This window comes from Streptomyces sp. IMTB 2501, assembly GCF_001953885.1.
Taxonomy (GTDB): Bacteria; Actinomycetota; Actinomycetes; order Streptomycetales; family Streptomycetaceae; genus Streptomyces.
The window spans coordinates 186259-198777 of sequence record NZ_MQUS01000016.1; the positions used below are offsets into that span (position 1 = coordinate 186259).

At 74.5% G+C, this 12519-nt stretch carries 7 protein-coding genes; 4 read left to right on the forward strand and 3 right to left on the reverse strand.

Features of this window, described 5'->3' with window-relative positions; translation table 11 throughout:
* Positions 1-19: 19 nt before the first annotated feature.
* The 4 genes from rbfA (at position 20) to AV521_RS26775 (ending at position 6570) form a co-directional block, all read left to right on the forward strand.
* Positions 20-481 (forward strand): 30S ribosome-binding factor RbfA, encoded by a 462-nt coding sequence (gene rbfA / locus AV521_RS26760; RefSeq protein WP_076091489.1) that lies wholly within the window; start codon positions 20-22, stop codon positions 479-481.
* Positions 478-1383: a tRNA pseudouridine(55) synthase TruB gene (truB, locus tag AV521_RS26765; protein ID WP_076091491.1), complete on the forward strand. Its 906-nt coding sequence runs from the start codon at positions 478-480 to the stop codon at positions 1381-1383. The genes rbfA and truB overlap by 4 nt, the downstream gene beginning before the upstream one ends.
* A gap of 278 nt (positions 1384-1661) precedes the next feature.
* Positions 1662-5450, forward strand: coding sequence for a trypsin-like peptidase domain-containing protein (locus AV521_RS26770; RefSeq protein ID WP_107481025.1), 3789 nt, complete (start codon positions 1662-1664; stop codon positions 5448-5450).
* A 172-nt stretch (positions 5451-5622) separates the two neighbouring features.
* Positions 5623-6570, forward strand: coding sequence for a bifunctional riboflavin kinase/FAD synthetase (locus AV521_RS26775; RefSeq protein WP_076091493.1), 948 nt, complete (start codon positions 5623-5625; stop codon positions 6568-6570).
* Between the two features lie 84 nt (positions 6571-6654).
* On the opposite strand, the gene AV521_RS26780 is transcribed toward AV521_RS26775, so the two are convergent.
* From AV521_RS26780 to eccE, 3 genes are all read right to left on the reverse strand, one after another.
* A complete protein-coding gene (locus AV521_RS26780; RefSeq protein ID WP_076091495.1) occupies positions 6655-9876 on the reverse strand; it encodes an SCO5717 family growth-regulating ATPase in 3222 nt (1073 codons plus the stop codon).
* A gap of 335 nt (positions 9877-10211) precedes the next feature.
* Positions 10212-11021 (reverse strand): hypothetical protein, encoded by an 810-nt coding sequence (locus AV521_RS26785; RefSeq protein WP_371917066.1) that lies wholly within the window; start codon positions 11019-11021, stop codon positions 10212-10214.
* The gene (gene eccE / locus AV521_RS26790) at positions 11018-12358 is read right to left on the reverse strand and encodes a type VII secretion protein EccE (RefSeq protein ID WP_371917067.1); all 1341 of its coding nucleotides are present in this window, start codon (positions 12356-12358) and stop codon (positions 11018-11020) included. Before eccE ends, AV521_RS26785 begins: the two co-directional genes overlap by 4 nt.
* Positions 12359-12519 lie beyond the last annotated feature (161 nt).

Genomic DNA, 12519 nt, shown 5'->3' on the forward strand with positions numbered 1-12519 from the left:
AAGAACGGGAGACGGACCAGTGGCCGACAACGCGCGGGCGAAAAGGCTGGCGGACCTCATCCGGGAGGTGGTGGCCCAGAAGCTGCAGCGCGGGATCAAGGACCCGCGGCTCGGCTCGCACGTCACCATCACGGACACCCGGGTCACGGGTGACCTGCGGGAGGCGACCGTCTTCTACACGGTCTACGGCGACGACGAGGAGCGGAAGGCCGCGGCGGCGGGCCTGGAGAGCGCCAAGGGCATCCTGCGCTCCGAGGTGGGCCGCGCGGCCGGCGTGAAGTTCACGCCGACCCTCACCTTCGTCGCGGACGCCCTGCCGGACACCGCCAAGACCATCGAGGACCTCCTCGACAAGGCACGGCAGTCCGACGCGAAGGTCCGCGAGGCCTCCGCGGGCGCGTCCTACGCGGCCGGGGCGGACCCGTACCGCAAGCCCGCCGACGACGACACGACCGAGACGGACGGCGACGCCGCGGAATGACCCAGAAGCACACCACGCCCGACGGCCTCGTCATTGTCGACAAGCCGTCGGGCTTCACTTCGCACGACGTGGTCGCCAAGATGCGCGGGATCGCCAGGACCCGCCGCGTCGGCCACGCCGGCACCCTCGACCCGATGGCGACCGGCGTCCTGGTCCTCGGTGTCGAGCGCGCCACCAAGCTCCTCGGGCACCTCGCCCTCACGGAGAAGGAGTACCTGGGCACCATTCGCCTGGGCCAGAACACCGTCACCGACGACGCCGAGGGCGAGATCACCTCGTCCACCGACGCGTCCGAGGTGACCCGGGACGCCATCGACGCCGGGATCGCCAAACTGACCGGCGACATCATGCAGGTGCCGTCCAAGGTCAGCGCCATCAAGATCGACGGCGTGCGGTCGTACAAGCGGGCCCGCGAGGGCGAGGACTTCGAGATCCCCGCCCGGCCGGTGAGGATCTCCTCGTTCACGGTGTACGACGTCCGGGACGCCGTCGCCGACGACGGCACCCAGGTCCTCGACCTGGTCGTGTCCGTGGTCTGCTCCTCCGGCACCTACATCCGCGCCCTCGCCCGTGACCTGGGCGCCGACCTGGGCGTCGGCGGCCACCTCACGGCGCTGCGCCGGACGCGCGTCGGGCCGTACAGGATCGATACGGCGAGGACGCTGGACCAGCTCCAGCAGGAGCTGACCGTGATGCCGATCGCGGAGGCCGCCGCGGCCGCGTTCCCGGGCTGGCAGGTGGACGCCCGGCGCGCCCGGCTGCTGCTGAACGGCGTCCGGCTGGACATGCCCAACGAGTACGCGGGCGCCGGTCCCGTCGCCGTCTTCGACCCCGAGGGCCGCTTTCTCGCGCTGGTCGAGGAGCAGAAGGGCAAGGCGAAGAGCCTGGCCGTGTTCGGCTGAGCCATCCCGCCACGGACCCCCGGCGGGTCGTCCGTGGAGCGGCGGCAGGCCACGGGGTGGGCCCCTGCCGCCGCTCCACGGTCCCCCCTCGGTTCCCCCACCTCTAGGGTTATCCACGGGCTCCCGCCTATTCACCCGTCCGGGCAGGCGCTCGGAGTGAACCAGGGGAGCGGAAGGGGGCGCGTTCGCCGCGCGATCTGGTCCCGCCGATCATCGCGCGCCTACCGTCGAGACAGGGGTCGAGACAGGGCACGCGGTACGGGCGGGGAGGTACGGCCATGGCGGGACGGGGCCCGCGCACCGGGGGCGCTCGCCGGTCGGCGGCGGACGGTACGCGGGAGACGACGGACGGTACGCGGGAGACGACGGACGGCATCCGACGGCCACCTGGCGACCGTACGGAGACGGAGCCCGGGGGCATCACGGGCACCGGCTACACCACGGGCACGGGCCACTTCACCGGCCCGGACAGCGCTACCGGCCCGGACAGCGCTACCGGCCCGGACGGCACCACGGGCACCGGCTACACCACAGGCACCTGGCACACCACCGGCACCCCATCCGCCCCTCATCCACCTCACACCCCCCACGCACCCCATCCGCCTCATGACACCTCCCGCCCCGCTCCGCCCCTCGTCCAGATCCGCGACCTCGCCGGCCGCCCCCGAGGCGTCGGGTTCCTCGTCGATCACCAGGGCACCCTGCTCACCAGCCACGAGGCGGTCGACGGCCTGGTCCGGGTGGTCCTGCAGACCGCGGGCGACCTCACCTGTGTGGTCGGTGCCGACGCCGTCACCCCGCTGCCCGACCTCGATCTGGCCCTGGTCCGTACCGAGGGCCTGGGCCTGGAGCCGCTGCCGCTGACCGTGCGGGAGCGGATCGACGCCGGGACCTACGTACGGATCCCGGCGGGCTGCTGGCGGGAGGCGCGGGTGCTGGCCGCCACCGAGGTGACGTACACCGCCACCGACCGCTTCCGCCTCCTGCCGGACGCACTGGAGCTGGCCATCGGCACCGCCGGCCGGGACGCGCTGCGGCTGGGCGGCGGAGCGGCCGGGGGACCAGTAGTCGACGCGGAGACCGGCGCGGTCCTCGGCGTCCTCGGCACCGCCCTGCGCTCCGACCAGCGCGACACGGGCTTCGCGGTGCCGCTCCGGCCCGCCGACGGCCCCCTCGCCGAACTGCTCGACCGCAACGCGGCCACCGTGCCCGCCTACGGCGCCGACCTCAACCTGGCCGGGATCCAGCAGCTGACCGCCACCTCGGTCGGCCAGAACGGCCCGCACGGCTTCCTCGCCGGCACCGTGGAACCGGTCGAACGCCACGGTGTCGTACGGGAGTTGGCCGCTTTCACGGCCGGGGACCGGACCGTGCTCGGGCTCGTCGGCGACTCGGGCAGCGGCCGTACGACGGAACTCGCGGCCCTCGCCGCCCGCCGGGCCGGCGGCGAACGCCCCGCCCCGACGCTGTGGCTGCGCGGCGCCGACCTGGAGGACGCCGACGACTCCGTGGCCGACGCCGCCCGCCGCACCCTGGAACGGGCCGCCCGGATCGTCGCCGCCGCCCGCTCCGTCGACACCGAGGACCTCGGCGACCTCGGGCCCGAACATCTGGCCCGCCTCGCCGCGCTGGCCGGGCGCCCGCTGCTGCTCCTCCTGGACGGCCCCGAGGAGATGCCCCCCGTCCTGGCCCACCGCCTGCCCGAGTGGACCAGGGGAACGGCCGCCTGGCTGCGCACGACCGGGGCGCGCCTGGTGGTGGCCTGCCGGGAGGAGTACTGGGAGCGCGCCGGAGCGGAGTTCCCCGCCGACCTGCTGTACTCCCCGGCGGCTCCGCCGGCACCGGCGGATTCCCTGGCCTGCGCGGCAACCGCCGAGATGACCGCCCCAGCCTCCACGCCCCTCCCACCCTGCCTGCGCCTCCCCGACCTCACGGCGGACGAGGCCCGCGCGGCCCGTGCCCGGTACGGCATCCCCGACGGGGTCCTCACCGACCGCGACGCCCGGCATCCGCTCACCCTCCGGCTGCTGTCCGAGGTCCGGGCCGCCGCCCCGGACGCCCCTGTCGCCGCGCCCGTCGACCGGCACGAGGTGTTCGCGGCCCACCTGGACCTGATGTGTCTGCGGATCGCGGTCCGGCTCGCCGCCGAGAGCGGGCTGCGCGGCGCGGCCGTACGCCGGCTCGCCGCGCGTGTGGCCGGGCAGGTGCACGAGGCCGCCCGGCGCAGCCTCGGGCCCGGACAGGGCGAGCTGGAGCGCGCGTCCTTCGAGGCGGTGTTCCCGTGGGGTCCCGCCCCGGCCCGGCTCGGCGGCGGCACCGGGTGGGCGTCCGCCGTACTCGCCGAGGGCCTCCTGGTCCCGGCCGGAAGCGGCTACCGCTTCGCGCACGAGGAACTGGCCGACTGGATCCAGGGCATACACCTCGACCTCGACGAGGCGCTGCGCGCCCTGGTCCACCGCCCCGACACCGCGCGGGAGACCGCTCCCGTACCCGTGCCGCACCATCGCGTCGGACCCGTCGTCCAGGCCCTGCTGCTCCTCGCCCGGCAGCACGGCACCCACCAACTGGCCGACCGCCTACGGGACTTGTCGGACGCCGTGGACCGCTACCCCGGCTCCTGGTGGGCCGCCCGGCTGCTCGCCCGCACCCTGCTCCAGGTTCCGGACGCGACACCGTACACGGACGTGCTGCGGCTGCTCGCCGACCGCATCGTCGCCTGGCGGCGCGTGGAGCGGCCCGTACCGGGCGAGTTCGGTCCCGGTTTCTGGACCGAGCTGCCGGTCTCCGACACCGAGCGGTTCGACCTGCTGCGCCGGCTCGTGCTGGCCGACCAGGCACCCCCGGAGGCCGGCGAGCGGGCCGGCGAGCGTTACCTCGACGCCGTCGCCCGGCTGCTCGCCGCCGCGCCCGCCGCCGTACAGCCACGGCTGACCCGCTGGTTCGACGACGAACGGCCGCTGCCCGCGACCCCGCACGCCACCGTCGCGACCGCCGCACAGGCGCTGCTGCACACCCACCGGCACGGTGCGCTGGACGACCTCACCGAGATCCTCGTCGCGAGCGCGCACCGGCGCGCCGACGAACTGCTCGCCACGCTCGCCGAGGACGAGCCGTCGGCCGTCTGCCGCGCCGTCGACCGCTGGGCCCACGACGAGCGCCCCGCCCGCCGGGTCGCGGCCGTGACGTACGGTCTGAGCGCGGCCCCCCACGTCCGCTCGGAGGCCGACCGCGAACTGCTGCGCTACGCCGCCCTCGCCCTGCTCGCCCGCCCCGCCGACTGCACCCTGCACGGCGGCGCCCTCGCCCTGCTGGTCCGCGACCCGTACACCCGCGACCGGCACCTCGCCGTGGCCCTGCGCCACTTCGCCGAAGGCGACCCGCAGTTCCCGGCGAGCGCCCTGGCCCCGGCCCTGACCACCCACCCCGAACCGGTCCTGGAGGCATTCCGCGCCCGGCTGAGCGGCCCGGACACCGGGGAGGCGCTGCGCACCCTCACCGATGTCACCACCCCGGCCCTCGCCGGCCGTGTCGCGGCGCTGCTCCAGGACGCGGTACGGCTGCGCCCGGCGACCGCGGGGCCCGTCGCCGCCCACATCGACCGCCGCCTGGCCCAGGGCCCCACCACCCGCCCGGCCCTGCTGCCCCTGGTCACCGGCCTGCTCGACAATGCTCCGGAACAGCTCCGCGCGGCCCTCGCCACGGTCCTCGCCGCCGCCGGCACCCCCGCCTGCCGTCCGCTCCGCCGCGAGCTGCTGGAGCTCCTCCTCGCCGGGGAACAGGCCCCCTCCGTGCTGGACGCCGTCCTGCACGCGGCGGCCGAGCACGGCGACGGCCGGGAGGAGGAGGTCCGCGGCCTCGTGCACCGCACCGGCCTGCTCCTCGTCCGCACCCCCGAGGGAGCCACCCGCTTCGACCGCGGCCTGGTCGACCTCGGCCGCCAGGTACCCGGCTTCGCCGCGCAAATGGCCCGCTGGCTGGCCGCCACCCCGGACGACTGGGCCGCCGTGGTGGGCCCCAGCACCCGCCGCATGCTTGAGAACCTCGCGGGCGTCCGCGTACCCGCGTGAACGGCCGCCGCGGTGACGGACGGGGCGGAAGCCGGGAGGCAGGCGGTGGTCCCGAACGTGCGCCCCGTCACAGCCTCCCTACCGATGCGGGCGCGGGGGACCCGGCGTGGCACCCTTAGACCTGCGCAAGTCTTAAGAGTCGATATGGACACGGGTTCGAGGAGCGGTCACAGTGCAGCGCTGGCGTGGCTTGGAGGACATCCCCCAGGACTGGGGGCGCAGCGTCGTCACCATCGGTTCCTACGACGGCGTCCACCGCGGCCACCAGCTGATCATCAAGCACGCCGTGGACCGCGCCCGCGAGCTGGGCGTGCCGGCCGTCGTCGTCACCTTCGACCCGCACCCCAGCGAGGTCGTCCGCCCCGGCAGCCACCCGCCGCTGCTCGCCCCGCACCACCGCCGCGCGGAGCTGATGGCGGAGCTGGGCGTCGACGCGATCCTGATCCTCCCCTTCACCACCGAGTTCTCGAAGCTGTCGCCGGCCGAGTTCGTGGTGAAGGTCCTGGTGGACAAGCTGCACGCGAAGGCGGTCGTGGAGGGCCCGAACTTCCGCTTCGGCCACAAGGCCGCCGGCAACGTCGAGTTCCTCACCGAGCAGGGCAAGGTCTACGACTTCGAGGTCGAGGTCATCGACCTGTACGTCACCGGCGAGGCGGGCGGCGGTCTGCCGTTCTCCTCGACCCTGACCCGCCGCCTGGTCGCCGAGGGTGACGTCGCGGGTGCCCGCGAGATCCTGGGCCGCCCGCACCGCGTGGAGGGCGTGGTCGTGCGCGGCGCCCAGCGCGGCCGCGACATGGGCTTCCCGACGGCCAACGTCGAGACTCTCCCGCACACCGCCATCCCCGCCGACGGCGTGTACGCCGGCTATCTGCACGTCGAGGGCGAGGCCATGCCGGCCGCGATCTCCGTCGGCACGAACCCGCAGTTCGACGGTACCGAGCGCACGGTGGAGGCGTACGCCATCGACCGTGTCGGCCTCGACCTGTACGGCCTGCATGTCGCCGTCGACTTCCTCGCGTACGTCCGCGGCCAGGCGAAGTTCGACTCGCTGGACGCCCTGCTGGAGCAGATCGCCGCGGATGTGAAGCGGTGCCGGGAGATCATCGCCGAGGAGGAGTAGTCCTCTTCTCGTAGACGGTGTAACGGTGCAACGGAAAGGGCGGCCGATGCGGAATGCGCACCGGCCGCCCTTCCTCGTGCCGTTCTACTGCTGCTGGGGCGGTTGGGGGTAGCCGTACGGCTGTCCGGGCTGTTGCGGCGGGTACGGCCGCTGGCCCGGCGCGGCCTGCGGGTAGGGCTGCCGACCCGGTGCCTGCGGCGGGTACGGCTGTCCCGGCTGCGCCGGATAGGGCTGCTGCGGCCCGGTGTACAGCTCCTGGCCGGGGGCCTGAGGGTACGGCTGTCCCGGCGTCGCCTGGCCCGGCATCGGTGGGGCGGCCACCGGGGGCGGGTTGCCGTCGCTGGTCCACAGGCCCTGTGCCTGCTGGTGCCGTACGAAGTCCTCGGCGATCAGCGCGGCGAGGTTGAAGTACGCCTCGCGGGTCCGCGGCCGCATCATGTCGAGGTCGACCTCGGCACCGGCGGCCAGATGCTCGTCGAAGGGCACGACCACGACCCCGCGGGTCCGCGTCTCGAAGTGGGACACGATGTCCTCGACCTTGATCATCTTGCCGGTCTCGCGGACCCCGGAGATCACGGTCAGGGACCGGGAGACCAGGTCGGCGTACCCGTGCGCGGACAGCCAGTCCAGCGTCGTACTGGCGCTGCTCGCGCCGTCCACGGACGGCGTGGAGATGATGATGAGCTGGTCGGCGAGGTCCAGCACGCCGCGCATGGCGCTGTACAGCAGACCGGTGCCGGAGTCGGTGAGGATCACCGGGTACTGCCGGCCGAGCACGTCGATCGCGCGCCGGTAGTCCTCGTCGTTGAACGTGGTCGAGACGGCCGGGTCGACGTCGTTGGCGATGATCTCCAGACCGGAGGGCGCCTGCGAGGTGAACCGCCGGATGTCCATGTAGGAGTTCAGGTACGGGATCGCCTGCACGAGGTCACGGATGGTGGCTCCGGTCTCCCGGCGCACGCGCCGCCCGAGCGTACCGGCGTCCGGGTTCGCGTCGATGGCGAGGATCTTGTCCTGCCGCTCGGTGGCGAGGGTGGAGCCGAGCGCGGTGGTCGTCGTGGTCTTGCCCACGCCGCCCTTGAGGCTGATGACCGCGATCCGGTAGCAGGACAGCACGGGCGTGCGGATCAGCTCCAGCTTGCGCTGCCGCTCGGCCTCCTCCTTCTTGCCGCCGATCTTGAAGCGACTGGATGCCGCGGTGGGCCGCCCGCTCTTCGCCTTCTGCTTCTTGTTGTTGAGCAGCCGGTCAGCGGAAAGCTCCACGGCGGCGGTGTAACCGAGCGGCGCGGCACCGGGGTTGGTGGGCTGCCGCTGGTCGTGCTGGAGCGGCTGGGGCCATGCGGCACCGGAACGGGGGTCGACGGGGGCGTGCGGGCCCTGCGGCGCATGCGGGTCCTGCGGGGCGTGGGGAGCATGCGGGGCCTGCGGCGCCTGGTGGCCTTCGGCCGCCGGTGCGCCGCCGGGCCCCTGGGGGCTCTGCGGGCTCTGCGGCGGCTGCGGGAAGCCGTAACCGCCGGGCTGGCCCTGGGCGTTGGGGTTGCCCGGCTGGGGGAAGCCGTAGCCGCTCTGCGGGGTGGGTGCTTGGGGGTTGGGCTGCTGCGGGAAGCCGTAACCACCGGGCTGGGGCTGGGCGTTGGGTGCGGGCTGCTGCGGCGCAGGTGGCTGGGGGAAGCCGTAGCCGCCCGCGGCGGGGGCCGCCGGGTTCGGCTGTGGTCCCGGTCCCTGGGGTGGCGCCGTCGGCTGACCCGGCTGCGGTGCGGTGGGTACGCCGGGCTGGTTGGGCTGGTTGGGCTGGTGGGGCGGGTTCGGCTGGTTCCAGGCGGCGGGCGCGGGCTGCGGGGCCTGCGGCTGGAACGGCGGCTGCTGTCCGGGCGCGCCACCGGGCCCCTGCGCGGCTGCCGGCTGCGGCTGCGGCTGACCGGGCGTGGGACCGGGCTGCTGCTGCGGCGCTGCCGGCTGCCCGGGCCACTGGCTCGCCGGGGCGGGCGCGGCGGGCTGGTAGGAAGGCGGCAGCGGGGGCACCCCACTCTGCGGCGCGGCGGTCGGCGGCGACCAGGCGGGCCTGGCGTCCTGAGGAGCGGGCGGTACGGCGTCCTGGGGACCGGGCTCGGCCGCGACGGCGTCCGTGGGCTCCGAGGAAGCGGCCTTCGAGGCGTCAGCCCGGGCGCTGTCGGACTCGGCGTCGCCGGACTCGGCACCGTCGGCGGACTCCTCCTGGGCGCCGGCCGTGTCCCCGGCCAGGGCCTTGCCCTCGGCCTGGACTTCGCCCCGGTCCTCACTCCCGTCGGCGTCGGCGTCGGCGTCGGCGTCGGCGTTGGCGTCGGCGTCGGCGCCAGAGGCCTCAGGTCCGTCGAGGGCGGCGCCGTCGTGCCCGGAGCCGTCCTCGGCGACGACCGAGTCCCCGGACTCCTGGCCGCCCGGCTCCTCGGCACCCTCGGCGGAGCCGGCCAGCGCGGCCGCCTCGGACGTGTCACCGTCGGCCGACCCGTCGGCCGTAGCCGTACCGGAGCCCTCGTCGTCCGACGCGGGCTGCTCCGCGGCCGTCCGAGCGCGCTCGGCGATGTCGGCCATCTCGCGCTTCAGGGCCACGGCGGAGAACCGCATGGTGGCCCCGCTCTCCAGGTCCCCGTTGCTCGTCTCCGGCTCGACCACGGCGGCCGGGGGCACGGCCTCCGGGGCCACTGCCTCCGGCCGGGCCTGCGGGGCAGGCTGCGGCTGCTGCAGCTCGAAGCCGTCCGGCAGCCGTGGCATGGGCACGGGATTCCCGGCGGGCGGCGTGGGTGGCGCGGGCGGCACGGGCGCCGCGTAGGGCGCGCCCTGCGCCGCCGGGGGCGGAGGCGGCGGTGTGAACGGCGTCCCCGGCTGAGGCGTGTACGGAGCCCCCTGCGGAGGCGCATACGGAGCTCCCTGCGGGGGCGTGAACGGAGCGCCCTGGGGCGGTGCGTGCGGCGCGCCCTGCGGAGGTGCGTGCGGGGTTCCCTGCGGCGGGGTGCCGGAGGGGTGGACGGCGGGTGGCTGCGGAGCCGGCCCGGGCGCCGGCGTGTTCGACGGGAAGACCGGCCTCGGGGGAGCGGCCTGAGCGCCCGCGTCGCCGGAGCCGTCCGCCCCGGTGGCCCGGCCCTCGCCGCCCGATTCCTCTGCCGTACCCGCGGAGCCTGACGTGCCGGACGCGTTCTGCGTGTACCAGGCGGGCGGGGCGTAGTCGATGGTGAACTCGCCCGTCATCTCGATGGCGGACTCCGCGTCGGGCTGGTCATCGCCGGGTGTGGCCCAGCCCCCGCGCATCCCGTCCCGATCGCTGCTCACAGTTCCTCCTGGTGTGGTCGAGCACCCTCATGTCGTGCCGGGGCGACCATGTCGTGTCGTTCCGAGTCGTCCGTAGTCGTTCGGGGCAGCCCGATCCGGCGGTTCTCCCCCTGGGACACCGACGACCGGTCGACGGGTCGTGCATCGCGCCCGCTCCCAGCCTAATCACCACGAGCCGTACCTCGGCAGGCCCGCCCACCTTCGAGCCGAGCCCGAACGCCCCGAACCGCCGCACCGGCCGCATGGCTTGGGTGGAGAAATCAGGGAGCAACCGGCAGACAAGTGACGAACAGGAAACGCACCCGCGACGAACAAATGGGTCAGATACGGGCAGTTCAGTCCATCCGACGCGGTGCGCCCAACAATCCGACTTCGGGGTCGGTGGGTTGCGTCAGCACATACTGCCGGTCACGATCCGTGCACCACAGGGTGACACCGTCGGGCAACGCCGGCAGCGACTCCACCTCGGCCCGCGTCAGTCCCATGGTGCGCCCCAGCTCGGCGGCCTCGTCCGGCGAGACCCGCTGGATACCCGCGAGCCGCGCCTGCCGCAGCAGCCGGGGCGCGACGGGGCTGAGATACGGCAGCAGCGTCAGCACCGACTGCCAGGGCCCGGACACCACGCGTCCGCGTGGCGGCCGCATACCGCAGTCCCGCACCACCACCACGGGTGTACCGGCTGAGGCGCCCTGCGGCGGCACACGGCCGACGTCGTACACGGACAGACCGTTCTGCCCGCCGCCCATCGCGTGCACCATCTGCATCCAGGCCTGAGGCCTGCCCGTCTCCACCGCGACCCGGGCGCCCGTGGCCGCCGAGCGCAGCGCCAGCACCTGAGCGGTCCACAGCCCGCCGATCAGCACGACGTCGTACGCCGTCGGCCGGTTGATCCCCAGCACGGCCGGCTGGCCCTCGGCGTCGACACCGGCCACCACGCCGTCGTCCCCGATGGGCAGCGCGAACGCGTCCAGTTGCTGCACGGACAGCCCGTGTCGCCCGTGCCGGGGCCCGATCAGCCCCAGCCCGTGCCGCAACAGCTCGATCCCCCGGCGCGGACCGGAGCCCACCGACGGCCCCGCACCAGCACCCGTATCCGTATCCGCCCCCGTGCCCGGTATCGCGGGCGTCGTCGGAATCGTCGTCACCGCGCACCTCCGAGGGGCAGCGTGGCCAGCATCCCGGGCAGTTGCTCGCGGTCGAGCCGGGCCAGACCGGCCCCGGCCTGCCGGGCCGCGCTCTCCAGCGCCCGGCGCGCCGCCACGAGCTCGTCGTCACTGCGCCCGGTCACCCGCAGATGGGCGGCCAGGGACACCTCCTGCCGCTCGCCCTTCGCCAGAGTGAGGCTGAACGTGGTCGCCAGGGCCGGTATCGCCGTGACCCGGGCGACGAAGTGCGGCAACGACTCGCCGCGGGCCTCGCCCAGTTGAGGCCAGCGCCTGACCCAGTACGTCGTGTGCCGCCGATTGTCGCAGCGCCAGCTGTGCCCGGACTCCTCCGTGCGCCGCTCCCGGGTCTCCCCGCGCCCGGCTTCGGCGGTGACCAGCGGGTTGGCGCAGGCCGAGGTGGCGAGCGCCGCGACCAGCTCCTCCTCGTCGAGCACCCGTGCGCGGAACCCGGCGCCGGTCAGCCGGCTCGCCAGATGGTCCGCGGCCCGCGCGACGCACTTCTGCGCGCCGAGCAGCCCGCCACCGCGCGCGGCCACGGCCTCCGCGCACAGCTCGGGGTCGAGCTTCAGCGCGATCCAGGTGATGCGCACCGCCGGGGCGCCCGTCCGCTCCTGCAGCGGAAGGTAGTTGGCGACGGCGACGGACTGCTTGGGCAGATGCAGCGCGGGCGCCGGCTGGGTGTGCAGCACGATCTGCGCGGACTCCAGCCGGATCCCGTCCACCTCCAGTGCGTCCCGCACCAGCGCGACCGGCAACGGCTGCCGGCTCCGCTCGGCCCGCAACGCCGTCGCGTCCGCCTCCACCTGGAGCACAGCCGTGACGAACGTGCCGTCCCCGACGACACCGACCGGCCGCTGGTCACGGCGGCCGTAGGAGTACGTGCGCAGCGCGGGTTCGCATTCCAGAGCGGGAACCAGGGATGGTTCCGTACCCGGCGGTATCGGGGTGGTGGCGGCCTTGCGCTGACGTGCCTTCAGCGCGCGTGCCGTGACGATCCATTCGGGCAGCGACCGACCCCGTCGCCGGACGAACGCGAGAGCGACCAACAACACCGCCACGACCGCGGCGGGGACCAGGACCACAGGGCTGATGACCCATCCGACGACGAGTGCCGCAGCGGCGAGCTGCGGGAGCACAAGCCGTTGCAGACGGAACGAACCGGACTGCGTCGGGCGGACGTGGAGAAGTACCGCGTCCGGGGCGTGCTGTCCCCCGGGCGGTGCCGGCCGCGGTCCCGCCGGTTCCGGACCGGTCGCGGAAGGAGCAGGTGTCCGCTCCTGCCGGCGAGTGCGGGCCCGAGTCCCCGAAGCCCTCAATTCATCCCCCGTTTTCACTGCAATTCGCTGGAAATCCGCTCCTGAGCAAGGCCCTTGAGAGCCCCGGTACCCTACCCGTTCCACGGAGGCGATCTGACACAAGGCATAGTAGGGGGTCGGTCCGACAGCGGAGGAACGGAGACGCTGGTCTCCGGCCCCCA